Annotated in this window: 18 protein-coding genes; 6 read left to right on the plus strand and 12 right to left on the minus strand. The window is 70.1% G+C overall.

Features of this window, described 5'->3' with window-relative positions; translation table 11 throughout:
• The first annotated feature begins 2 nt into the window (after positions 1 to 2).
• The 4 genes from QZH52_RS05685 (at position 3) to QZH52_RS05700 (ending at position 4,870) form a co-directional block, all read left to right on the plus strand.
• A complete protein-coding gene (locus QZH52_RS05685; RefSeq protein ID WP_301805267.1) occupies positions 3 to 1,163 on the plus strand; it encodes an acyl-CoA dehydrogenase family protein in 1,161 nt (386 codons plus the stop codon).
• Positions 1,163 to 2,353 carry a CaiB/BaiF CoA transferase family protein gene (locus QZH52_RS05690; RefSeq protein ID WP_301805269.1) on the plus strand — a complete coding sequence of 397 codons (1,191 nt, stop codon included), beginning with the start codon at positions 1,163 to 1,165 and terminating at the stop codon, positions 2,351 to 2,353. Before QZH52_RS05685 ends, QZH52_RS05690 begins: the two co-directional genes overlap by 1 nt.
• Positions 2,354 to 2,385: 32 nt before the next feature.
• Positions 2,386 to 3,753 (plus strand): MmgE/PrpD family protein, encoded by a 1,368-nt coding sequence (locus QZH52_RS05695; protein WP_301805271.1) that lies wholly within the window; start codon positions 2,386 to 2,388, stop codon positions 3,751 to 3,753.
• Between the two features lie 295 nt (positions 3,754 to 4,048).
• Entirely contained in the window at positions 4,049 to 4,870 is an 822-nt protein-coding gene (locus QZH52_RS05700; protein WP_301805273.1) for an HpcH/HpaI aldolase/citrate lyase family protein, read from the plus strand.
• Positions 4,871 to 4,883: 13 nt separating this feature from the next.
• On the opposite strand, the gene QZH52_RS05705 is transcribed toward QZH52_RS05700, so the two are convergent.
• The 10 genes from QZH52_RS05705 to QZH52_RS05750 form a co-directional block, all read right to left on the minus strand.
• Positions 4,884 to 5,591 (minus strand): arylmalonate decarboxylase, encoded by a 708-nt coding sequence (locus tag QZH52_RS05705; RefSeq protein ID WP_301805277.1) that lies wholly within the window; start codon positions 5,589 to 5,591, stop codon positions 4,884 to 4,886.
• Position 5,592: 1 nt separating this feature from the next.
• Complete coding sequence (locus tag QZH52_RS05710; protein WP_301805280.1) at positions 5,593 to 6,612, minus strand: Bug family tripartite tricarboxylate transporter substrate binding protein; 1,020 nt, start codon at positions 6,610 to 6,612, stop codon at positions 5,593 to 5,595.
• Between the two features lie 32 nt (positions 6,613 to 6,644).
• On the minus strand, positions 6,645 to 7,799 hold the full coding sequence (locus QZH52_RS05715) for a mandelate racemase/muconate lactonizing enzyme family protein (protein WP_301805283.1): 1,155 nt from the start codon (positions 7,797 to 7,799) through the stop codon (positions 6,645 to 6,647).
• 108 nt (positions 7,800 to 7,907) lie between these two features.
• Positions 7,908 to 8,279: a hypothetical protein gene (locus tag QZH52_RS05720; protein ID WP_286368567.1), complete on the minus strand. Its 372-nt coding sequence runs from the start codon at positions 8,277 to 8,279 to the stop codon at positions 7,908 to 7,910.
• A gap of 31 nt (positions 8,280 to 8,310) precedes the next feature.
• The gene (locus tag QZH52_RS05725; protein ID WP_286526433.1) at positions 8,311 to 9,204 is read right to left on the minus strand and encodes a LysR family transcriptional regulator; all 894 of its coding nucleotides are present in this window, start codon (positions 9,202 to 9,204) and stop codon (positions 8,311 to 8,313) included.
• A gap of 5 nt (positions 9,205 to 9,209) precedes the next feature.
• Entirely contained in the window at positions 9,210 to 10,112 is a 903-nt protein-coding gene (locus tag QZH52_RS05730; RefSeq protein ID WP_301805290.1) for a LysR family transcriptional regulator, read from the minus strand.
• A 31-nt stretch (positions 10,113 to 10,143) separates the two neighbouring features.
• Positions 10,144 to 11,049 (minus strand): SDR family NAD(P)-dependent oxidoreductase, encoded by a 906-nt coding sequence (locus tag QZH52_RS05735; RefSeq protein ID WP_286535455.1) that lies wholly within the window; start codon positions 11,047 to 11,049, stop codon positions 10,144 to 10,146.
• A gap of 100 nt (positions 11,050 to 11,149) precedes the next feature.
• Entirely contained in the window at positions 11,150 to 11,971 is an 822-nt protein-coding gene (locus QZH52_RS05740) for a thioesterase family protein (protein ID WP_301805295.1), read from the minus strand.
• 10 nt (positions 11,972 to 11,981) lie between these two features.
• The gene (locus tag QZH52_RS05745; RefSeq protein ID WP_301805297.1) at positions 11,982 to 13,484 is read right to left on the minus strand and encodes a class I adenylate-forming enzyme family protein; all 1,503 of its coding nucleotides are present in this window, start codon (positions 13,482 to 13,484) and stop codon (positions 11,982 to 11,984) included.
• Positions 13,485 to 13,497: 13 nt separating this feature from the next.
• A complete protein-coding gene (locus tag QZH52_RS05750; protein ID WP_301805300.1) occupies positions 13,498 to 15,132 on the minus strand; it encodes an acyl-CoA dehydrogenase family protein in 1,635 nt (544 codons plus the stop codon).
• Positions 15,133 to 15,475: 343 nt separating this feature from the next.
• On the opposite strand from QZH52_RS05750, the gene QZH52_RS05755 reads away from it, so the two are divergent.
• A complete protein-coding gene (locus QZH52_RS05755; protein ID WP_301805760.1) occupies positions 15,476 to 16,033 on the plus strand; it encodes a TetR/AcrR family transcriptional regulator in 558 nt (185 codons plus the stop codon).
• A 1-nt stretch (position 16,034) separates the two neighbouring features.
• Here QZH52_RS05755 and QZH52_RS05760 read toward each other — a convergent pair whose 3' ends face one another.
• Positions 16,035 to 16,532, minus strand: coding sequence for an Lrp/AsnC family transcriptional regulator (locus tag QZH52_RS05760; protein WP_301805302.1), 498 nt, complete (start codon positions 16,530 to 16,532; stop codon positions 16,035 to 16,037).
• Positions 16,533 to 16,596: 64 nt separating this feature from the next.
• Between QZH52_RS05760 and ilvB the strand changes: the two genes are divergently transcribed.
• The gene (gene ilvB / locus QZH52_RS05765) at positions 16,597 to 18,399 is read left to right on the plus strand and encodes a biosynthetic-type acetolactate synthase large subunit (RefSeq protein ID WP_301805305.1); all 1,803 of its coding nucleotides are present in this window, start codon (positions 16,597 to 16,599) and stop codon (positions 18,397 to 18,399) included.
• Here the strand turns inward: ilvB and QZH52_RS05770 are convergent.
• On the minus strand, positions 18,380 to 23,365 hold the full coding sequence (locus QZH52_RS05770) for a non-ribosomal peptide synthetase (protein WP_301805309.1): 4,986 nt from the start codon (positions 23,363 to 23,365) through the stop codon (positions 18,380 to 18,382). The genes ilvB and QZH52_RS05770 overlap by 20 nt on opposite strands.
• Between the last annotated feature and the right edge of the window lie 4 nt (positions 23,366 to 23,369).

The raw sequence follows: 23,369 nt of genomic DNA on the forward strand, positions 1-23,369 counted from the left end.
CCATGACCGATTCCAATCCCCGCTTCCCCGACATCCGCGACGCCGTGCGCGACCTCTGCGCCCAGTTCCCCAACGAGTATTTCCGCAAGGTCGACGAGGCCCGCGCCTATCCGGCCGAGTTCGTCGACGCGCTCACTAAGGCCGGCTGGATGGCGGCGCTGATCCCGCAGGAATACGGCGGCTCGGGCCTCGGGCTCACTGAAGCCTCGGTGATCATGGAGGAGATCAACCGCGCGGGCGGCAACTCGGGCGCCTGCCATGGCCAGATGTACAACATGGGCACCTTGCTGCGCCATGGCTCCGAGGGGCAGAAGCGCCAGTACCTGCCGAAGATCGCCAGCGGCGACCTGCGACTGCAGTCGATGGGCGTGACCGAGCCGTCGACCGGAACCGACACCACCAAGATCAAGACCACCGCGGTGAAGAAGGGCGACCGCTACGTCATCAACGGCCAGAAGGTCTGGATCTCGCGCATCCAGCACTCCGACCTGATGATCCTGCTGGCGCGCACCACGCCGCTGGCCGACGTCAAGAAGAAGTCCGAAGGCATGTCGATCTTCATCGTCGACCTGCGCGAGGCCATCGGCAACGGGCTCACGGTGCGGCCGATCCTCAACATGGTCAACCACGAGACCAACGAGCTGTTCTTCGAGAACCTCGAGATCCCGGCCGAGAACCTCATCGGCGAGGAAGGGCAGGGCTTCAAGTACATCCTCGACGGCCTCAACGCCGAGCGCACGCTGATCGCGGCCGAGTGCATCGGCGACGGCTACTGGTTCATCGACAAGGTCACCGCCTACACCAAGGAGCGCGTGGTCTTCGGCCGTCCGATCGGCCAGAACCAGGGCGTTCAGTTCCCGATCGCCGAGGCCTTCATCGAGGTCGAGGCGGCCGACCTGATGCGCTACGAGGCCTGTCGCCGCTTCGACGCCCGCGAGCCCTGCGGCGCCCAGGCCAACATGGCGAAGTACCTCGCCGCCAAGGCCTCGTGGGAGGCCGCCAACGCCTGCCTGCAGTTCCACGGCGGCTTCGGCTTCGCCTGCGAATACGACATCGAGCGCAAGTTCCGCGAGACCCGGCTCTACCAGGTGGCGCCGATCTCGACCAACCTGATCCTGAGCTACGTGGCCGAGCACATGCTGGGCCTGCCGAGGAGCTTCTGATGCGGCCGCTCGAAGGCATCACGGTCCTCACGCTCGAACACGCGATCGCGGCGCCGTTCTGCACCCGGCAACTGGCCGACCTGGGCGCCCGCGTCATCAAGGTCGAGCGGCCCGGCAGCGGCGACTTCGCGCGCGCCTACGACCAGCGCGTGCACGGGCTGGCCTCGCACTTCGTCTGGACCAACCGTTCCAAGGAGAGCCTCACGCTCGACGTCAAGCACCCGCAGGGCCAGGAGATCCTCCAGCGCCTCGTCGCCGAAGCCGACGTGCTGGTGCAAAACCTCGCGCCGGGCGCGGCCGCGCGGCTGGGCCTGTCGTTCGAGGCCTTGTCGCCGAAGCATCCGGGCTTGATCGTGTGCGACATCTCGGGCTACGGCGACGATGCGCAGAAGCCCGGGCCCTACCGCGACAGCAAGGCCTACGACCTCTTGATCCAGAGCGAGTCCGGCTTCCTGTCGGTCACCGGCACGCCGCAGGACATGGCGAAGGCCGGCTGCTCCATCGCCGACATCTCGGCGGGCATGTACGCCTACAGCAACATCCTCGCGGCGCTGCTGCAACGCGGCAAGACGGGCAAGGGCTGCCGCATCGACGTCTCGATGCTCGAGAGCATGGTCGAGTGGATGAGCTTCCCGATGTATTACGCCTTCGACGGTGCCGAGCCGCCGCCGCGCGCGGGCGCCGCGCACGCGACGATCTATCCCTACGGTCCGTTCCAGGCCGGCGACGGCAAGCTGGTCATGCTGGGCCTGCAGAACGAGCGCGAATGGCAGGTGTTCTGCGCCCAGGTGCTGGAGCAGCCGGCCCTGGCGACCGATGCGCGCTTTGCCTCCAACACGCAGCGCACCGCGTCGCGCGATGCGCTGCGCGAGATCATCGTGCTGGCCTTTGCGCCCTTCACCGCGGCGCAGATCATGAAGCGCCTCGACGCCGCGCAGATCGCGACCGCGCAGGTCAACACGATGCACGACGTCTGGCGCCACCCGCAGCTCGAGGCGCGCGGGCGCTGGACCGAAGTGGGCACAGGCGCCGGCCCGATTCCGGCGCTGTTGCCGCCGGGCGTGCCGCGCGAATGGGATGCACGCATGGATGCGGTGCCCACCCTGGGCCAGCACACCGATGCGATCCTGGCGCAATGCGGCTACGACGCGGACGCCATCGCGGCACTGCGTTCCGACGGCGCCGTGTGAGCAACGAAACCTTTTCGACCGAGACCCTTGCCATGAGCACCCACGCATCCGATCACCCGAGCCAGGCGCTCGCCACTTTCGCCTCCGAACTGACGTTCGAGCGCATTCCCGATCCGGTGCTGCGCCGCGCCGAGGACCTGATGCTCGACTGGCTGGGCTCGGTGCTCGCCGCCCGGTCGGCGCGCCCGGTGCAGGCCATCCAGCGCTTCGCCGAGATGATGGGGCCGGCCGAGGGGCCGAGCGAGGTGCTGATCTCGCGCCGTACCACTTCGCCGGTCTTCGCGGCGCTGGTGAATGCCGCGGCCTCGCACTACGTCGAGCAGGACGACGTCCACAACGGTTCGGTGTTCCATCCGGCGGCGGTGGTGTTCGCACCCGCGCTGGCGACCGCACAGGCACTGGGCGCGAGCGGCGCGCAGTTGCTCACGGCCGTGGTGGCCGGCTACGAAGTCGGCATCCGGGTCGGCGAGTTCCTCGGCCGTTCGCACTACCGCACCTTCCACACCACCGCCACCGCCGGCACGCTGGCGGCCGCTGCGGCCGTGGGCCGGCTGCTCGAACTCACGCCGGCCCAGATGCTGCACGCCTTCGGCTCGGCCGGCACCCAGTCGGCCGGCGTGTGGGAGTTCCTGCGCGACGCCGCCGATTCGAAGCAGCTTCACTGCGCACATGCGGCGGCGAGCGGGCTGATGTCGGCCTACCTCGCGAAAGATGGCTTCACGGGCGCGCAGCATGTGCTCGAAGGCGCGCAAGGCCTGGGCGTGGGCATGTCGAGCGATGCCGATCCCGCGCGCCTCGTCGATGGGCTGGGCACGCGCTGGACGCTGGCCGAGACATCGTTCAAGTACCACGCCTCCTGCCGCCACACGCACCCGGCCGCCGATGCGCTGCAGCAGGTCATGGCGCGCGAACGGCTCGCGCACGGCGACGTCGCGCGCGTCGTGACCCATGTCCATCAAGGGGCAATCGACGTGCTGGGCCGCGTGGTCGTGCCGACCACCGTGCACCAGGGCAAGTTCTCGATGGGCACGGTGCTGGGCCTGATCGCGGTGCACGGCCGCGCCGGCCTGACCGAGTTCGACCGCGACTACATGGCGCCCGAGGTGGCTGCCTTCCGCGACAAGGTCATGATGGAGCTAGACCGCGAGGTCGACACCGCTTACCCGGCGCGCTGGATCGGCAAGGTCAGCGTCACGACCACCGACGGGCGCACCTTCTCCGGCCGGGTCGACGAGCCCAAGGGCGACCCCGGCAACACGCTGAGCCGGGCCGAGATCGAGGACAAGATGAAGCGGCTCGTCGCGTACGGCGAAGCTGCCACGCCGCAAGAGGCGCAGGCGCTGTGCGATGGCATCTGGTCGCTGGCGGCGGCGCCGCGCGTCGAACGCCTTCTGGCATAGGTCGGGGGCGGGCTCACGCCGACGGTGTGCTCTGCTCCGCGAATGTCCCCCGGCCTGCGGCCTCCTCCTTTATTTCGCTGCGCAGAGCACACCATCGGCGTGAGCCGTCAAGTCGGTGGTTCATCCTCGGCCAGTACGACACGACGCTACCCGTGACGAGGGCGCCGGGTGGCCCCCGCAGCGAAGTAAAGGAGGAGCCGAAGGCGGGGGACATGAGCGGAGGGGGCCACCCGGCGCCCTCGTCACACGCCCCGGACAACCCGGTGCCCTCGACACGCATCACTGGAGACCCGACATGACACAACCCGCCCGAAGCCTGCTCTTCGTACCAGGCCATCAACCCACGCGCTTCGACAAGGCCTGCGAGAGCGGCGCCGACGCGGTCGTGCTCGATCTCGAGGACGCGGTGCCGCTCGACCGCAAGGACGAAGCGCGCATGCAGGTCGCCCACTGGCTCGAGGCGCGCGATGTCGATGGCGGCCCGATCGTCGGCGTGCGCATCAACGCCGCCGACACGCCCTGGCATGCCGCCGATGTCGCGATGTGCGCGCAGGCTCGTGTCGCCGCTCTGATGCTGCCCAAGGCCGAAGACGCGGCCGTGCTGCGGGCCATCGCCGCGGCGCTGCCTTCGTCCGTTCTGTGGCCGCTGATCGAGACCGCGCGCGGCATCGACCAGCTCGGCGCGATCGCAGCGGTACCGCGGGTCCAGCGGCTGGTCTTCGGGTCGATCGACTTCCAGGCCGACCTGGGCATCGAAGGCGAGGGCGTCGAACTGCTTCTGTTCCGCTCGCAGATCGTGCTGGCGTCGCGCCTTGCCGGACTGCAGCCGCCGGTCGATGGCGTCAGCACCTCGATCGACGATCCGGCCAGTGTCGAGGCCGATGCGAGGCAGGCGCGGCGCCTGGGTTTCGGCGGCAAGCTCTGCATCCATCCGAAGCAGGTCGAGACCGTCAACCGCGGTTTCTCGCCGACGCCGGCACAGCTCGAATGGGCGCGGCGCGTGATCGAAGCCGATGCGGCCAGCGGCGGCGCGCCGGTCGCGGTCGACGGCAAGATGGTCGACCGCCCCGTGGTGCTCAAGGCGCAGGCGCTGCTCGCCGCGGCCGACCGCGGCTGAGCCGCCCGCGCGTTCAGGCGAACAGGCGCCCGTGGCCCGGCGAGCGCGCGTCGAGCCCGGCGCTTCGCACCAGGTCCCAGAAGCCCGCGGGCGAACTCGACACCACCGGCACGCCGAAGCGTGCCTCGACCTCGCGCACCGCGTCGAGCGTGACCAGGCCGCCGCACGAGATCAGGATGCCGTCGGCGCCCGGACTCGCTTCGAAGACAGTCGCGCAAAGGTCGACCAGCACGGCGGTCGGCACCTCGCCGACCGCCTGCACGTCGGAGATCGACAGCCCCTGCAGCGCCAGCGGCTCGAAGTCGCTGTCCTCGAGGTAGCGCCGCAGATGCACGTTGACTTCGTCGATGTAGGCGGTGGCCACCGCGACCCGCCGCACGCCGAGGCTGCGCAGGCCGCCGACGATTGCGTTGCTCATCGTGCTGCAGGGCAGCCCGGTGGCGCGGGCCATCTCCTGCTGCAGCTCGCGGTTGAATGCGGCGCCGCGAAAGAAGCTCAGCGAGGTGCCCATCAGCGAGACCGCGGCCACGCCTTCGGCCTTGAGTTCGAGCGCTTTCTCGACCACCGAGTCGATCACCTCGGTGTAGCCGCGGGTGGAAATCTCGCCGAGGCCGAGCCCGCGGGCGCTGAAGCGGATGCGCTCGCCGTACAGCAGCGGGCCATCGACCGGCACCGCGCCGGCGGCCGGGGGAACGATCAGGCCCAAGTGCGCTTGCGTCACTTCAGCTCCCTTCGGCCACGATGCGCTGGTCGGTGATGATGCGTTTCCAGCGTGCCGTCTCGTCGGCCAGATCCTTGCGCAGCTGCGCGGGCGGCGCGTAGGCGCGCAAGGTGCCTTGCGCGGCCGCCGCGGTGGCCGCCTCGGGGGTGTCGAGCACGGTCTTCACGGCCGCCGAGATCTTGTCGACGATGTCGTCGGGCGTGCCCGCCGGCGCCAACAGGAAGAGCCGCGGCGCGACGTCGAAGCCCGGCAGCGCATCGGCCAGCGGCGCCACGCCGTCGGCGCCGTCGAGCTTCGCCTTGTTCATGAGCGCCACCGCGCGCAGCTTGCCGGCCTTGGCCTGCGCCATGCCCGCCGTGGCGCTGACGACGCCGATCGGAACCTGCCCGCCGACCACGTCGGGCACGATCTGCGCGGCTCCGCGGTAGGGCACATGCACCACGAAGCTGCCGGTGGTCTGCTTGAGCATCTCGAAGCCCAGGTGCTGCACCGTGCCGACGCCCGAGGTGGCGAAGGAATAGCGGCCCGGATGGGTCTTGAGCTCGGTCACCAGTTCGGCCGGCGTGCGGGCCGGGAAGTCGTTGCCGGTGACGATCATCAGCGGCGAGACGAAGGCGCCCGCCACCGGCTTGAAGCTGGTCAGGGGATCGATCGCGATTTTCGGCTGCAGCAGCTTGGTGATCAGCATGGCGCTGTCGCCCATCATCAGCGTGTAGCCGTCAGGTGCCGCCTTGGCGACCAGGTCGGCCGCGATCATGCCGGTGGCGCCGGCGCGGTTCTCGACCACCACCTGCTGGCCCAGCACCGCCGGCAGGCGGGCGCTCAGGATGCGTGCCGCGGCGTCGACGCCGCCGCCGGCCGAATAGCCCACCACCAGGCGGATCGGCCGGTCGGGGTACTTCTGGGCCCAGGCGGCGCCCGTCATCCCGAGCGCCATTCCCAGGGTTCCCAGCGTTGCCAGGGTCGCCAGGCGCAGGGCCCGCCGGCGTGAGGATCGAGTCGCTTGCTGTCTCTTGTTCATCGTGTCTCCGTTGTCCTTGTCCATGGCCTGCCTCAGGCTTTGCCCTTGCCGTGGGAGGTCGGGAGCTTCGCCAGCTCCCGCACCCGCTCCGCGTTGGGCGCGAAGCCGAGCCCCGGCGTCTCGGGCAGCGTGAGCCAGCCCTGGTCGGGCACCGGCAGGCCGTCGAAGATCTTCTTCAGCATCTCGACTGCGACGTAGTGGTATTCGACCATGCCGCCGTTGGCGACGCCCGCATGCAGGTGCATGTTGTGGAAGGGCCAGGCGCCGCCATTGTCGATCGGCACGTTGAAGGCCTGGGCCATGCCGGCGATCTTCAGGCACTGCGAGTAGCCGCCCGAGATCGTCACGTTGGGCTGCAGCACGTCGGCCGCCTGGTTGACCAGCAGGTCGCGGAAGCGGAAGGCCAGGCCTTCGTTCTGCCCGCAGGCCAGAGGGATCGTGGTGCGGCTGCGCAGCTGCGCCATCTGCCGCACGTCGTTCTGCGTCAGCGGCTCCTCGAAGAAGCTGATGCCGTAGGGCTCGATGCGGCGCGCCAGCTGAGTCGCGTGGAACAGGTCGAGGCCGCAGTTGGCGTCGACGTAGAGCTTGACGTCAGGGCCCACGGCCTCGCGCACCGCGGCGACGCGGCGCACGTCCTCGTCGATCACCTCGTCGATCGGGCGCGGCTCGTCGCGGCGCGCGAGCGCATGGCCGCCGACCGTCATCTTGAGCCGCTGGAAGCCCTGCGACACCCAGAGCTTCGCCGCCGCGGCGAGCTGGTCGCGCTCGAAGAAGCCGAAGCCGAAGGTGGCATAGACCGGGACCCGCGAACGCGCGCCGCCCAGCAGGCGCCACAGCGGCTGGCCCAATGCCTTGGCCTTGAGGTCCCACAGCGCGATGTCGAGCGCGGCGATCGCGTGGCTCGCGTAGCCGGTCTGGCCGCGCGGCGAGAGCAGCCAGTAGAGCTTCTCCCAGAGCCGCTCGGTGGCCATCGGGTCTTCGCCGATCAGCGCCGGGCCGGCCACTTCGCGCACCGCGGCGGCGATGATCTCTTCTTCGGTGATGGCGGTCATGCCATGGCCCACCAGGCCGGTGTCGGTCTCGATCTCGGTCAGGCAGAGCGACAGCGAGGTCTGCTTGGCCAGGCCCAGCACGTCGATGGTGACCGGGATGTTCAGCGGCGTGGCGCTGACGCGGATGATCTTCAAGAATGTCTCCTTTGCTTGCTCGGTTGCGCGATTCTTGACGCGCGCGAGCGGGAGAACAATTCGTTTGTGGCGGGCGCGAGGCTTCGCGGGACGCGAAGGCTCGGGCTGCTATGACCAGCGCTGCACGGCCTCGGCGGTATCGCTCGGCCGGGTGTTGAAGCAGATGCGGGCGCCGGGGGCAGCCCGGTGCACGACGTTGATCAGCTGCTCGAACAGAAGAAAGTAGGCCGGGAGGGTCCGGATGCCGGCACCGATGACCACGCAATCGAAGGCCTTCTCGGACAGCTTCCGGGCCACCACGTCGGCAGCGGTCTCCCCGAGGTCGGTCAGGCACAGCTCGGCCTCGTACCCCAGGGCTGCGAGCTTCGCCTGGTCCGCTTCGAGCCCGGCCCGGACCTTGCCGGCGTTCATGTCGGGCATGCTGCTGAAGTCGACCAGCGTCGGCTCCAACCCGATCACCAGCACTTGCGTCTTCGTCATGGGCTTCTCCTTCGAAAAGATCAAGGGCCGGTCAGGCCGGATCCGGCATCCGCAGATGCTCCAGCACCGAACGCGCCGCCGCGGTCAGGTCCTGTTCGCGCCGCACGCACAGCAGGTGGCGGCGCATGGCCCAGGGCGCGTCGAGCCGCAGGCAGCGCAGCCGCAGGATCTGCAACTGCGGCAGGATGGCGGCGAAGGGCAGCACGCCGATGCCGATGCCCTGCTCGACCATGCGGCAGACCATGTCGAAGCTGCCGACCTGCATCCGCACCTTGAGCGGCACCTGGGCCTCGAGCGCCGCGGCGAGCAGCACGCGGTGCAGTGCCGTGCCTTCGCGAACCACGATATGGTCGTGCCGCAGCACCTCTTCGACGCCGACCCGCTTGCGGCGTGCCAGCGGATGGTCGCGTGCCACCACGACGGCGAGCTCGTCGCTGCGGTAGGCCAAGCATTCGAGCCCGTCGGCTGGCGTGTGGCCCTCGATGACGCCGATGTCGGCCAGGCCGCCGACCACGGCCTTGACCACCTCGGTGCTGGCGCGCTCCTGGAGGTCGATCTTGAGCACCGGATGCAGCCGCAGGAAGGAGCCGATCTGCGCCGGCAGGAACTGGGCGATGGCCGATGCATTGGCCGTGATGCTGACCACGCCGGCCACGCCGTTCTGGAAGTCGTCGAGCTCGGCGCCGAGCCGGTCCATGGCCGACAGCACGGCGCGGGCATGCAGCAGCAGGCCGTGGCCGGCTGAAGTGAGCGTGACGCCGCGCGCATGGCGCACCAGCAACGGCAGCTTGGCCCGCGCCTCGAGGTCGGAGATGCGCTTGCTGGCGGCGGCCAGCGCGATGTGGCAGCGCTTGGCGCCCTCGCTGATGCTGCCGTGGTCGGCCACGGCCACGAACAGGCGCAGCGATTTGAGGTCGGCCGACATCGGGCTCAGTCCGGCTTCGAGGGCTGGGCCAGGTAGTCGAAGAGTTCGCGTGCGGACGCCGGCAACTGCTCGCGGCTGCGCGCGATGATCTTGAGCTCGCGCTCGGCCCAGGCGTCGGTCAGCGGCACGGTCTTGATGCGAAGCGCGCGCGACAGGCGCCGCGCCGACGAGGCCGGCAGCACGCCGACCCCGACACCGGCCTCGATCATCAGGCAGATGGCCTCGAAGCTGCCGACCTGGATGCGGGGCGCGTAGTCGCGGCCCGCCAACTCGGCCTTGCGCAGCAGGAAGCGGTGGATCGCGCTGGCATGGTGCAGGCCGACATGCTGCTCCTCGAGGGTGTCGACGAAGGCCATCGCGCTGGCGTCGGCAAAGCGGTGGGCCGTGGGCACCACCAACACCAGCTGGTTGCGGCCGAAGGGGCGGGCGTCGAAGTCGCCGGTGTGGGCGTCGCCCGCGAGGATGCCGATGTCGGCGCCGCCGTCGGCCACCGAGCGCACGATCTCCTCGCTGAGGTATTCGCGCAGGTCGACCTGCACCGCCGGATGCTGGGTCAGGAAGCCGGCCAGCTTCTCGGGCAGGTACTCGGTGATCGACGTGGTGTTGGCGAACACCCGCACGTGGCCCTTGATGCCCTTGCCGAAATCCTGCATGTCGATGCGCAGGTGCTCCATCTGCTGCATCACGCGCTTGGCGTGATAGAGCAGGGCCTCGCCGGCGGCCGTGAGGTTCACGCCCTGGGCGGTGCGGTGCAGCAGCTTGCCGCCGATGGCCTCCTCCATCTGCTTGATGCGGGTCGAGGCCGCTGCGAGCGAGATGCAGGCGCGGTCGGCGCCGCGCGTGAGGCTGCGGGCCTCGGCGACGAAGGCGAAAAGCTTGAGGTCGAAAAGATCGAAGTGCAAGTTCACGGGCAGATTGTCCCGCAAGCTTGGGGGCTCGTCAGATCGGGTCCCAGCTGAACACATCGGCGGAGCGGTCGAGCGGATAGAAGCTGGCCCGCATCGCCGGCATCGCATGCTCGGCGATGGTCTGCGGCGTCCAGCCTTCGGAGCGGTGCACCGAACGCACCGGCCGCGGCTGGCTGATCAGCGATATCTCGTTGTTGCGCACCGAGAAGATCTGGCCGTTGACCTCGTGCGCCGCATCGCTCGCCAGGTACACCGCCAGCGGGGCGATCTTCGACGGCGTCATCTGCTGGATCTTGGCCACGCGCGCCTTCTGCTCGTCGGTGTCGGTCGGGATGGCGCCGATCATGCGGCTCCAGGCGAAGGGCGCGATGCAGTTGGAACGCACGTTGAACTTCAGCATGTCGAGCGCGATCGACTTCGACAGCGCCGCGATGCCGAGCTTGGCGGCCGAGTAGTTGGCCTGGCCGAAGTTGCCGATCAGGCCCGAGGTCGAGGTCATGTGCACCATCGCGCCCGCGTTCTGTTCCTTGAAGAAGGTCGCGGCGGCGCGGCTCACGAAGTAGGTGCCGTACAGGTGGACCTTGATCACCGAATCCCACTCGTCGACCGACATCTTGTGGAAGAAGCGGTCGCGCAGGATGCCGGCGTTGTTGACCACCGCATCGATGCGGCCGAAGTTGTCGACCGCGCATTGCACCATGCGCGCCGCGCTGGCGGCATCGGCGACGCTGTCGGTGTTGGGCACCGCCTCGCCGCCGATCGCGTGGATCTCGTCGACCACCTGCTGCGCCGGACCGGCGCTGTGGCCGGCACCGTCGACCGCGGCGCCGATGTCGTTGACCACCACGCGGGCGCCGTGCCGCGCCATGGCCAGCGCGATGTCGCGGCCGATGCCGCCCCCCGCGCCGGTGACCAGAACCACTTTGCCTTCGACCATCGGATTTCTCCAGAAACTTGCCTGCGGAATCGCCTGCGCAGGATGCCACGGGCGGCGCCGCCCGTGCTTCGGGATTCCGAAAGAGGGGCTTCAGTCCGCCCTAGTTCCGCTCGCGCACCACCAGCGTCTGCACGGCGGTGCCGATCGGGCCCCGCTCGTCATAGAGTCGCGACAGCGTGAGGCCGGCGCCGCTGGCGTCGACCTGGGTTTCCGACGACAGGCCGATCCATTCGCCCGCCGGCGCGCGGTGCAGGTGCAGGTTCAGGTCGGCATTCGAGAACAGGAAGCGGTCGGGCGGCAGCACCCAGCTGAGCCCGTTGCCGAAATCGGCCGCGGCGGCGGCGCGCATCGCGGGCGAGTTGGGCACCCCTTGCACCAGCGGCACCGCCAGCCGGAACCATGCGGCGCCCGGGCCGGGCCGGGAAACGTCGCCCTGGGCCGCCAGGGTGTCGACCGCGGTGGCGTAGAACGAGATGCCCTCGGGCAGCCCCGGGATGCGCAGCGGCTCGCTGCAATCCTGCGGCGCCGGCAGCAGGCGCGCTGGCGACGGACCGGGCAGGCCGTCGGGCAGGGCCAGCGCCTGGCCGCGCAGCATCAGCGCATGGCCGCGCGCCACCAGCGTGTCGCCGGCCAGCAGCTCGATGGTGAGGCGCGTGGTCGAGCGCGCGGACTGCATGCTGAAACGGGTGGCGAGCGGTGCGACCGGCACCGGCTTGACCAGCTCGACGGTCAGGCGCGCCAGCTGCCAGCCGGGTTCGTCGATGGCGCTTTCGGACACGTGCGCGAGCAGGGCGCTGGGAGCGCCGCCGTGCTGCGCGCGAGGGTCCCAGGGGCCGCGCGAGAGCGCGCTGGGCAGCCAGGCCTCGCCCTCGCGGGTGAAGACGGCGGCAGGGCGTTCGGATTCGATCGGGGGATGGGTCATCGCCGTATTCTTACCGCAGCTGGTGCTTGAGCAGCTTGCCGGTCGCGGTGCGCGGCAGCGCCTCGCGCACTTCCCAGGCGCGCGGGATCTTGTAGCGCGCCAGCTGCGGCTCGAGGTACTTGCGCAGCGCGTCGCCGTCGAGCACCCGGGCCGGGCGTGCCACCATCACCGCGGTCACGGTCTCGCCCCATTCGGGGTGCGGCCGGCCGATGACGGCCACGTCCTGCACGTCGGGATGCATCGCCAGCACGTCTTCGACCTCCTTCGAGTAGACGTTCTCGCCGCCGGTGACGATCATGTCGCGCAGCCGGTCGACGATGAAGAGGAAGCCGTCCTCGTCGATCCGCGCCAGGTCGCCGCTGCGGTACCAGCCCTCGTCGTCGAAGGCGGCGGCCGAGGCCTCGGGGTTGTCGAGGTAGCCCTTCATGATCGCGGGCGAGCGCAGGTGGATCTCGCCCACTTCGCCGGCCGAGCAGCGCTCGCCGTCGGCGCGGCGCACCTCGACCGCGACCCCCGGCACGCCGGCGCGGCCGATCGAGCCGGCCTTGGCGATCGCCTCTTCGGGGTAGAGCACCGTGCCCAGCGGGCCCGACTCGGTCATGCCGTAGACCTGCACGAAGCGGTCGCTGCGGTAGCTGTCGGCCAGCTTGCGTGCCATGTCGGCGCCCAGCGGCCCGCCGCCGTAGGCCCACACCCGCATCGCGCTGAAATCGTAGGACTGCAGCTCGGCCACCACCTGCAGCGGTGCCAGGAAGGCGATCGGCGCGCCGAAGGTGAAGCTGATGCGCTCCTGCGCCAGCGTGTCGAGGAAGGCCTTGGGCGCGTACTCGCGCAGCAACACCACGCTGCCGCCCATCAGCAGGGTGCCGAGCAGCCAGTTGTTGAGCGGCGACGAATGCCAGGCCGGCATCGCGATCAGGGTGCGCTCGTGGCGCGTGATCGAGGTGCTTGCGGCCGCGCACACCGCAGCGAGGAACACGTTGGCATGGGTGTGCAGGCAGCCCTTGGGCTTGCCCGTGGTGCCCGAGGTGTAGAGGATCTCGGCCAGCGCGTCGGTGGCTGGCGGCGTGCCGCGCTCCAGGGGCGCGGCCTGCGCGAGCAGTTCGTCGAAGCTGGCCATGCCGGCGCCGGCGCTGTCGGTCGAGAGCCACGCCGGTGCATGCTCGACCTTCTGCGCGAGCGCCGCCAGTGCACCGTCGACCACGCACAGCTTGCTGCTCGAATGCCGCAGCACGTAGTCGACCTCGGGCGCCTGCAGCTTGTGGTTGACCGGCACCACCGCGGCCCCGAGCCGCCAGGCGCCGAACAGCGCGAGCACGAAGCCCTGCGTGTTGAAGCACAGCAGCGCCACGCGGTCGCCGGCGACGATGCCCTGGCCGCGCAGCACGGTGGCGGCGCGGCGGCTCAGCTCTGCGAACTCGGCGTAGCTGTAGGAGCGGCCCGCGGCGCGCAGGAACTCCTTGCCCGGCTGCACCCGGGCGTGCTGGTCGAGGATCGAAACGAAATCCGTCATGCTGCAATCCGCCTCACTGCCACGCGGCGCGCAGCAGCGCGGCCGGATCGCTGGTGCCCGAGGTGATGCCGGTCACCGGCCCCCAGTCGGGGTCGAAGCGGCTGCCGATGAAGGCGGCCGACGCCTCGGCGCTCGCGTGCTGCAGCATCAGGCAGGCCTGGGCCGTGAGCACCAGCCGCTGCGTGAAGCGGCGCGCCTGGCGTTCGAACTCGGCCGGCGGCAGCGCGACCGCGTCGCGCAGCGCCTGTGCCTGCGCCCGCAGGCGGCTGTCCTGCGACGCCACTTGCTGCAGGTGGTCGAGCACGAGGTGCGCATCGTCCGGATTGCGCGAGACCGCGCGCAGCACGTCCAGGCTCATCACGTTGCCCGAGCCTTCCCAGATCGAGTTGACCGGCGCTTCGCGGAACAGGCGGCCCATCGGGCCGTCTTCCACATAGCCGTTGCCGCCGAAGACCTCCATCGCCTCGCCGGTCAACGCCACCGCGCGCTTGCAGTTCCAGAACTTGGCGGCCGGCGTCACGAGCCGGCGCCAGGCGACGTCGAAGGGATCGGTCGAGCCGAAGTGCGAGGCCAGGTCCATCGCCAGCAAGGTGGCGGCCTCGGACTCGAGCGCCATGTCGGCGAGCAGCTCGGTCATCACGGGCTGCTCGATCAGCGCCTTGCCGAAGGCGTGGCGGTTGCGCGTGTAGTGCAGCGCCTGTGCCAGCGCCTGGCGGATGAAGCCGGCGCTGGCGAGCGCGCAGTCCAGGCGGGTGTAGGTCGCCATCTCGATGATGGTCGGGATGCCGCGGCCCTCGTCGCCGACCAGCACGCCCCAAGCCTCCTTGAACTCGACCTCGCTGCTCGAGTTGGAGCGGTTGCCCACCTTGTCCTTGAGGCGCTGGATCTGGATCGGGTTCTTGCTGCCGTCGGGCCGCCAGCGTGGCACGAAGAAGCAGGTGGACCCGCGCTCCTCGGTCTTGGCGAGCACCAGGTGGCCGTCGCACATCGGCGCCGAGAAGAACCACTTGTGTCCGGTGATCAGGAACTCGTCGCCCCAGGGGCCCCGGCCCGCCGGCACCGCGCGCGAGGTGTTGGTGCGCACGTCGCTGCCGCCCTGCTTCTCGGTCATGCCCATGCCGACCGTCATCGAGTCCTTCTGTGCGAAGGGCAGGTCGCGCGGATCGTGCACCGTCGCGTTCAGTTTGGGTTGCGTGGCCTCGAACAGCGCCGGATTGAGCCGCATCACCGGGATGCAGGCCTTGGTCATGGTGGTCGGACAGGTCGAGCCGGACTCGATCTGGCTGTGCATGTAGAGCGAGGCGCCGTAGGCGGTCCAGGCCGAGGGGCGCGGGTCGACGAAGGGCAGGTTGGCGATGCCGTTGCGGCGCGCGATGCCCATCATCGTGTGCCACGCAGGATGGAACTTCACGAGGTCGATGCGCTCGCCGGTGCGCGAGTGGGTGTGCAGTTCGGGCTCGTGGCGGTTGGCGTCTTCGGCGGCGCGGAGGGTCGCTTCGCAGCCGTACTCCGCGCCCTGGCGCAGCAGCTCGTCGTCGCGCCAGCCGGCACCGCCTCGCGCCACCGCGCGGCGCAGCGCCGGGTCGCTGGCGTAGAGGTTGTAGTCCTTGAGTTCGGGGGCCTGGTTGTCGGGATGGATGCCGGTCATGGTGTGCCTTTCGGGGGTGAAGGGGGCGCGGCCTCAGCCGCCCGCCGGGCGCCTCAGGCGGGTTGGGCCGAGGCGGTGGCAGCGGCCAGCGCAAGCGCGGCCGAGGCCGCCCGGAGGAAGGTTGTCATGTGTTGCTCGTCTCCCGTTTTTCTGCGTTCCGCGCCGGGCTTCGGCGCTGCTTTCCAGGGCTGCAGAATGCAGCCGGTCAGCTCTAAAAATTCTAGGAACAACCGACGCTTCGAGTGTTCGGGTTCCAGGCAAGGAGGCCAGGATCAAACGCTCACCGACTTCTCCCCCGAGGAGGAAGCCGCGACAGTCGCGCGCACTTCACACTTCCCAAGCCCTGCAGGACGCCTTTGTTCGGCTTTTGGTCGAGCGCGGCTACGCGGGCATCACGATCCGCGAGATCGTCCTGGTGGCCGGCACCGGCCTCGGCAGCTTCTATGAATACTTCGCGAGCAAGGAAGACCTCGCGCGGGTCTGCCTGCACCTGCGCTCCAAGGCGCTGCTGATGGCGCTGCGCGACGCGGCCGAACGCCACGCCGGCCGGCCGATGCGCGAGGTCGTCGACGCGGCGATTGAATCGCAGATCGAGGCGCACCGCGAGCACCCGCTCGAATGGGGCGCCCACTACCTGCTCGAGCGGCAGCTCTCCGGACCCGACGCCTACCGCAAGATGTACGACCGCTTCGTCGACGAGTGGGGCCAGGCGCTCGCGGCCGCGAGCGACGCCCTGCCGCCCGGCCCGAGGGCGGAGGCGGCACGGGTCTGCCTGACCTTGATCTACGGCCTGATGGCGCAGGCCCACATCGGCGTGCGCAGCGCGCCGGACATGCGGGCGATCTCGCGCCAGGCGCGCGGCGCGCTCCACGCCTACCTGGACAGCCTGCGGCCCGCCTGACTCAATGCCCCAGCGGCACGCTGGCTTCCTTCAACACCCGCAGCACGAAGCTCGACTTGCTGTGGCGGATGCCGGGGATCTTGTAGAGCTTCTCGCGCAAGAGGCGCTCGTAGTCGCGCGTGTCGCGCACCGCGATGCGGATGTAGTAGTCGTAGTCGCCCGACACCAGGTAGGCCTCCTGGATCTCGGGAATGGTCGCCAGCACGCGGCCGAATTCGTAGAGCGTCTCGTCGGTGTGGCTCTCGAGCGTGAGCTGGACGATCACGAAGTCGTTGTAGCCGAGCTTGGCCGGGTCGAGGTCGACCGTGTAGCGCTTGATCACGCCCTGCGATTCGAGCTTCTTGATGCGGGTCCAGCAACTGGTGGCCGAGAGCCCGACCGCGGCGCCGATCTCCTGCAGGGTCTTGCGCGAGTCCTCCCGCAGCTCCCGCAGGATGGCGAGATCGATTCTTTCCGATGAATCTTCGATCAAATCGTCTTTAGTGCGATTGGTTTTCATTGGATGGCGCGAATGAAGCGGAAAAATGAAGCCTATTCTGCGCCAGAGCCGGAAGAATCATGGCATGCAATCCTCCCTGGCCCTTTCCCCTTCGCCCGCCGCGCCGGCGCCCTTCGAGGCAGCGCGCCTGCGCAATGGCGCCGTCGCGCTGCTCGACACGCTGATCGACTGCGGCGTCGACACCCTCTTCGGCTACCCGGGCGGCGCCGCGCTGCCGCTGTACGACGCCCTGCACGGCGAGCCGCGCCTGCGCCACGTGCTGGTGCGGCACGAACAGGCGGCGGTCCATGCCGCCGAGGGCTATGCCCGCAGCACCGGCCGCGTCGGCGTGGTGCTGGTCACTTCGGGGCCCGGCGTCGGCAACACCATCACCGGCCTGCTCGATGCCATGAGCGATTCGGTGCCGGTGTTGTGCATCAGCGGCCAGGTCGCCAGTTCGGTGATCGGCACCCAGGCCTTCCAGGAGAGCGATGCGCTCGGCATGTCGCGGCCGGTCACCAAGTGGAACCACCAGCCGCGCTGCGCGGACGACGTTCCGTCGGTGATCCGCCGGGCACTGGAGATCGCGGCCTCGGGCCGGCCGGGGCCGGTGCTGGTCGATGTGCCGAAGGACGTGCAGCTGGCCTTGCTGCAGCGGCCCGCGCCAACGCAGCCGGCCGCGCCCGCGCGCAAGGCGCGCGCAGCGGTCCTGCCGCCGCCCGATGCCTTGCAGCGCGCGGCCGACCTGATCTCCACCGCGCGCCGGCCCGTGCTGTACGGCGGCGGCGGGCTCGTGAACTCGGGCCCGCTGGCCTGCGCCGCCTTCACGCGCCTGGTGCGCCGCCTCGACGCGCCCTGCACGTTGACGCTGATGGGCCTGGGCGCCTTCCCGGGTTCCGATCCGCGCTTCCTCGGCATGCTGGGCATGCATGGCGCGCTGGAGGCCAACCTCGCGATGCACGAGGCCGACCTCGTGGTCTGCGTGGGCGCGCGCTTCGACGACCGCGTCACCGGCAAGCTCGACGAGTTCTGTCCCCTGGCGCGGAAGATCCACATCGACATCGATCCGGGCAGCATCGACAAGGTGGTCAAGGTCGACGTGCCCCTGCCGGGCGATTGCGGCGCGGTGCTCGATGCCTTGCTGGCCCAGCCGGCACTCGACGGCCCGGCACCCGGGCGGCTCGCGCCCTGGTGGCAGCGCATCGCGCGCTGGCGGGCCGAGCGCTGCTTCGACTTCGCGCCGCGCGCCGGCGCGATCCTGCCGCAGCAGCTGATGGCGTCGCTGCAGGCCCAACTGGCCAACCGCGACGCGATCGTCTCGACCGATGTCGGCCAGCACCAGATGTGGGCCGCGCAGTACCTGCGCTTCGAACGGCCCGGCCGCTGGCTCACCTCGGGCGGCGCCGGCACCATGGGCTACGGCCTGCCGGCGGCCATCGGGGCGCAGATCGCGCATCCCGAGGCGCTGGTGGTGTGCGTGAGCGGCGATGCCTCGGTGCTCATGAACATCCAGGAACTGTCGACCGCTGTGCAGCATCGCACGCCGGTCAAGCTGGTGCTGTCGAACAATGGCTACATGGGCATGGTGCGGCAGTGGCAGGAGCTCAACCACGGCAACCGGCTGAGCCACAGCTGGAACGAGGCGCTGCCCGACTTCGTGGCGCTGGCGAAGGCCTTCGGCTGGGGCGCGCGGCGCGTCACGGCGCCCGCCGAGCTGGAGGCCGCGCTGGCGGAATGCCTCGCGAGCGCGGGTCCGTTCTTTCTCGACGTTCAGGTGGCGGCCGAGGAAAACTGCTTTCCGATGATGCCGTCCGGTTGCGGGCACCATCGGGTGATGCTCGCGAAGGACCGCTGGTACGCGGACCCGGTCACGGCAGCCAGCCCCTGAACAGGCGCTTGAACAACCGCCGCCGTGCCCGGTACGGCCGGGATTGCGCATGGCCGGCCGGCGCCGGGGCCGGTGCGGGAATCGCGGCGCTGGCCGCGAGTTGCGCCAGCGATTCGAAGAGCAGCCTTCTAGGCTCCAGGCGGATGCCGCCGAGGCGCAGGAAGTCGATGGCGACGCGGCCGGCCTGGAGGGAGTCGCCGCCGAGATCGAAGAAGTTGTCGGAACGTGATATCTCGAAAGGCGCCAGGCCCAGCACGCCGCCCCACACGCCCGCAAGGGCGATTTCGGCGGCGGTGGCGGGCTCGTCGCCGCGCCGGGCGGCCGAACGATCCTCCGCCTTCGGCGCCGGGAGCGCGTGCCGGTCGATCTTGCCATTGGGCAGCAAGGGGAGCGTCGGCAGCGCCACGTAGTGCTGCGGCAGCATGTAGCCGGGCAGCCAGGGCCTCAGGTGCTCCTTGAGCGCGAGCGCGTCGAGCGCCCCTTCGCGCGGTACCACGTAGGCCACCAGGCGGATGTCGCCCGGCCGGTCTTCGCGCGCCGTCACGAGGCACTGGGCCACCGAAGGATGGACCAGCAGGCGGGCCTCGATCTCGCCCGGCTCGATGCGATGGCCGCGCACCTTGACCTGGAAGTCGAGCCGGCCCTGGTGCTCGATCAGCCCGTCGTGCCGCCATCGCCCGCGGTCGCCGGTGCGGTACAGGCGGGCTTGCGGGTCCGGATCGAAGGGATCGGCGATGAAGCGCTCGGCGCTGAGTTCGGGCCGGTTCCAATAGCCCAGTGTGACGCCGTCGCCGCCGATGAAGATCTCGCCGGAAACGCCGGGCGGACATGGCCTGTGCTGCGCATCGAGCACGTGGATGCGGGTGTTGGCGATCGGCCGGCCGATCGAGATGGCCTGCGCGTCCGGCTGCACCTTCCAGCAGGTGGACCACACCGTGGTCTCGGTGGGGCCGTACATGTTCCAGAGCTCGCCGCTTCGCTGCAGGAGTTCGCGGGCCAGGCTCGGGTTCAGGCTCTCGCCGCCGACCAGGGCCTTGAAGGTCGGCGAGCCGCGCCAGCCGGCATCGATCAGCATGCGCCAGCTCGCCGGGGTGGCCTGCATCACGGAAGCCCGTGAGCGCTCGATCAACTGTCCGAGTGCGATCCCGTCGGTGGCCTGCTCGCGGGTCGCCAGCACGACCGTGGCGCCGATCGAAAGCGGCAGCAGCAGTTCCAGCACCGCGATGTCGAAACTCAGCGTGGTGACGGCCAGCACGGCGTCCTGCGCCGTGAGCCCGGGTTCGCGCTGCATCGACAGCAGGAAGTTGACCACCGTCCGATGCGGCACCACGACCCCCTTGGGCTTGCCGGTGGAGCCGGAGGTGTAGATCACGTACGCCGCGTCCCCGGCGCTCGCGTCGCGCTCGGCGTCGGGCGGCAGGGGCGTGTCGGGCTGCGCCGTCAGCGCGGCCTCTTCGCTGTCCGGCACCAAAGTCGGCAGCCCGTGCTCGCGCCACCATTCGATCATGTCCTGCGGGCTCATGAGCAGGCTCAGGCCGGCGTCCAGGGCCATGTCGAGCAGGCGCAGGCGAGGATAGGCCGGGTCCAGCGGCACGTAGGCGGCGCCCGCGGACAGGATCGCGAGTTGCGCAACCACCATGGACGGGCCACGCTCCAGGCACAGGCCGACGCGGCAGCCGCGCTGCACGCCCCTGTGGCGCAGCGCGTGCGCCAGGCGGTGCACGCGCGACCACAGTTCCGGGTAGCCCAGCGCCTCGCCCGGAATTTGGAGGATCGCCGTGCCGGCCGAGGCGCATTGCCCCGCGAGCAGGCCGTGCACCGTCATCGCGCGGGGGTAGGCGCTCTCGGTCTGGTTCCACGTCGCCAGCCTGGCCAGCTCCAGCGGGTCGGCGGCCGCCAGATCGTACAGCGGCCGTTCCGGATCCTGCATGAGCCGGTCCAGCAGATGGAGGTAGCTGTCCAGCAGCGCCTGCGCCGTCGCCGGCGCGAAGAGCTCGGTGGCGTAGGTCAAGGCCAGCGAACGCTCGTCCTCGGTCTCGATGGTGAGCGCCAGATCGAACTGGGTCGCTCCCAGGCTCAGGGGAATGAAGCTCGTCTCCAGCCCTTCGAACCGGGGATTCTGGCGGGGTGTGTTCTGCATGTTGAACATCGCGCGGACCTCGGGAACCCTGCTGCCGCTGTTGTTCCGCCGCAGACTGTCGACCACATGGTCGAAGGGCGCATGCTGATGACTGAAGGCCGACAGGCAGGTCTCGCGCACCTGGCACGCCAGCTCGCGGAAGTTCATGGCGGGCTGCACATCGCTGCGCACCATCAGGGTGTTGACCAGCGAGCCCACCAGGGTCTCGGCCTCGACCCGCGTGCGACCCGCAATCGGCGTTCCCACCACGATGTCCTGCTGGCCGCACTGGCGCGCGAGCAGCACCTGGAACGCCGCCAGCAAGGTCATGAAAGGCGTGAGGCCCAGGCGCCCGCTGAAGCGGGCTACTTCCTGCATCCAGTCGTCGGGGATCAGCCGTCGAACGTTCTCTCCGCGGCTCGTGCGCCGGCGGGTCACGGCGGAATCGGCCACCAGGTTCAAGGGGCTCATGCCGGCGAGTTGCTGCAGCCAGTAGCGGGTGTCGCCGGCCAGCGTCTCGGCGTCGGCATGGCCGCGTTCCCAGCTGGCGTAGTCGACGAAGTCGATCGATTGGCGCTGTGCGGGAGCGGGCGCTCCGGCGCAGGCGGCGTTGTACATCGCCTCGAGGTCCTGCAACAGCACGCCCCACGACCAGTCGTCTCCGATCAGGTGGTGCATCACCAGGACCAGCGCATGGTCCCGGGCGCCGAGTTCGACCAGGATGAAGCGGTGCAGCGGTCCGTGCGCCAGGTCGAAGGGCTCGGCGGCCAAGCGCGCGGCCTGCCGTTCGAGTTCGGTGTCCCGTTCGGGGCCGGGGGTGGCACGCAGGTCCAGCCCGACCAGGTTCGCCGGTTGCACCGGTCCGACGGTGGCCATCGGTTCGGCGTCCCCCATCGCGAAGGTGGTGCGAAACGCCTCGTGGCGGGCGACGAGCCCGTCGAGTGCCTGGCGCAGCGGCGCCGCCTGGAGGGGCCCGCGCAGGCGAAGCGCCTTGCGGACGTGGTACGCGGCACCGTGCGGGTCCATGTCGTGGAACATCCACATGCTGCGCTGCGAGAACGACACCGGCAGCGGCCGGTCGCGCGAGACCGGCACGATCGGGGCAGGCCCCGCGGCGGCGCCACCGGACAGCGCCGGCCGATGTGCATCGATCGCCCGGGCCAGGGTCTCGATGGTCGGATGTTCCAGCACGCTGCGCACCGGCAGTTCGACCTTCAGGGTCGCGCCGATGCGCGAAGCGATCTGCGTCGCCGACAGCGAGTGGCCGCCGAGCTCGAAGAAGTTGCTGCGAATGCCGAATCCGGATCGTCCGAGCACCGCCTGCCAGATGTCCATCAGGATGGATTCGGAGGTTGATCGGGGGGGCAGCCGGTCGAACTGTTCGGCGTCGACCCGGACGGCCTGGTCGTGCAGGTCGCGGCGCCTGACCTTGCCGCCCGGGCCGACCGGAATCGTCTCGAGCACGCGGATTCGCGCCGGGATCTTGAAGTCGGCCAGTTGCCCGAACAGCGTGGCGCGCAGCGCCTGTTCCTCGATGGCGTGGCCGGCCGCGGGGATCACGATGGCGTGCACGTCCTCGCCGAGTGTCGGGTGCGGCGCGGGGTAGGCCGCCGCCTGGGCGACACCGGGCAAACGCAGCAGGGCCTGCTCGACGTCGAAGGGCGAGATCTTCTCGCCGCCGCGATTGATCATCTCCTTGCTGCGTCCGGTGAGGAACAGGTCCCCGTTGGCGTCGAAGCGGCCCAGGTCGCCGGTGAGGAACCAGCCGTCGCGAAAGGCTTCCGCATTCGCCTCGGGGTTGTCCTCGTAGCCCTCGAAAAGGGCCGGACCGCGCGCCACCACGGCGCCGACCTGCCCGACGGGCAGGCTGTGGCCGTGTCCGTCGACCACGCGCAGCTCGGCGCCGACCGGGCGCCCCACGGAGCCCGGCTTGCGCGGCGCGGGCGGCAAGGGATTGCTCGCCAGCTGGGTGGCCGATTCGGTCATCCCATAGGACTCGATGACCGGCACTCCCCAGAGGTCCTCGACACGCCGCAGCAACGCCGCCGGCATGGGCGACGAGGCCGAGCGAATCAGGCGCAGGGCATGTGCGGGCACGGCGATGCCTTCGCGGGAGGCCTGGTCCGCGATGGCATGGTGGACGGTCGGCGCGGCGGTGTACCAGGTGGGCTCGAACTCGGCCATCCAGCCCATGAAGGCCGTGGCGTCGAAGGCCGGCGCGCAGACCACGGACGATCCGGCCGCCAGCGGCGCGAGCAGGCCGCCGACCAGGCCATGGCTGTGATGGATCGGCATCACGCACAGTGCGCGATCCGCCGGCGCGAGGGCGAGATGCCGCGCGATGCTGCGGGCCGAACACACGACCTGGCGCTGCCCGAGCGGCACCCGCTTGGCCTTGCCGGTGGTGCCCGAGGTGAACAGCACGAAGGCGGTCTGCGACGGCTCGGGCCAGGGGGCGTTGACGTCCGCCGCGCCTTCGGACGGGCGCGCGAGCCAGTGCGGAAGGTCGAACTCCAGGGGGACCAGGTTCAGGGTCCGTGCGAGTCGAGCCGGCACGGCATCGCCGGGCAACCCGACGATGGCGTCGGCGCGCGCATCGGCGAGCAGGGCCAGCAATTCGGGCTCGGGCAGTCCCGGAGGGAGCGGGATGCAGGTGGCTTGCGCGCCGATCGCCAGGGTGGCTACGGCCGACTCGATGCCGCTCGGCAGGACCACGGCGATGCGCGAGGCAGGGGAGAGCGCGCGAGCGGCCAGCCAGGGCCGCAGGCCCCGGACGATCGCGAACAGTTCGGCATAGGCGATGGCCGGCTGTCCGGGGGACAGCAGGGCCGTGGCCAAAGGCTGCACGAGC

Origin of the sequence: Variovorax ginsengisoli (genome assembly GCF_030486595.1) — a bacterium.
GTDB lineage: Bacteria > Pseudomonadota > Gammaproteobacteria > Burkholderiales > Burkholderiaceae_C > Variovorax > Variovorax ginsengisoli_B.

Bases quoted from the DNA above. Each gene is read 5' to 3' on its own strand.
- QZH52_RS05690 (WP_301805269.1), top strand. From the start codon at position 1,163: ATGCGGCCGCTCGAAGGCATCACGGTCCTCACGCTCGAACACGCGATC.
- QZH52_RS05725 (WP_286526433.1), bottom strand. From the start codon at position 9,204: ATGTCGGCCGACCTCAAATCGCTGCGCCTGTTCGTGGCCGTGGCCGAC.
- QZH52_RS05720 (WP_286368567.1), bottom strand. From the start codon at position 8,279: ATGACGAAGACGCAAGTGCTGGTGATCGGGTTGGAGCCGACGCTGGTC.
- QZH52_RS05760 (WP_301805302.1), bottom strand. From the start codon at position 16,532: ATGAAAACCAATCGCACTAAAGACGATTTGATCGAAGATTCATCGGAA.
- QZH52_RS05695 (WP_301805271.1), top strand. From the start codon at position 2,386: ATGAGCACCCACGCATCCGATCACCCGAGCCAGGCGCTCGCCACTTTC.
- QZH52_RS05710 (WP_301805280.1), bottom strand. From the start codon at position 6,612: ATGAACAAGAGACAGCAAGCGACTCGATCCTCACGCCGGCGGGCCCTG.
- QZH52_RS05745 (WP_301805297.1), bottom strand. From the start codon at position 13,484: ATGACGGATTTCGTTTCGATCCTCGACCAGCACGCCCGGGTGCAGCCG.
- QZH52_RS05735 (WP_286535455.1), bottom strand. From the start codon at position 11,049: ATGGTCGAAGGCAAAGTGGTTCTGGTCACCGGCGCGGGGGGCGGCATC.
- QZH52_RS05700 (WP_301805273.1), top strand. From the start codon at position 4,049: ATGACACAACCCGCCCGAAGCCTGCTCTTCGTACCAGGCCATCAACCC.
- QZH52_RS05750 (WP_301805300.1), bottom strand. From the start codon at position 15,132: ATGACCGGCATCCATCCCGACAACCAGGCCCCCGAACTCAAGGACTAC.
- QZH52_RS05685 (WP_301805267.1), top strand. From the start codon at position 3: ATGACCGATTCCAATCCCCGCTTCCCCGACATCCGCGACGCCGTGCGC.
- ilvB (WP_301805305.1), top strand. From the start codon at position 16,597: ATGCAATCCTCCCTGGCCCTTTCCCCTTCGCCCGCCGCGCCGGCGCCC.
- QZH52_RS05740 (WP_301805295.1), bottom strand. From the start codon at position 11,971: ATGACCCATCCCCCGATCGAATCCGAACGCCCTGCCGCCGTCTTCACC.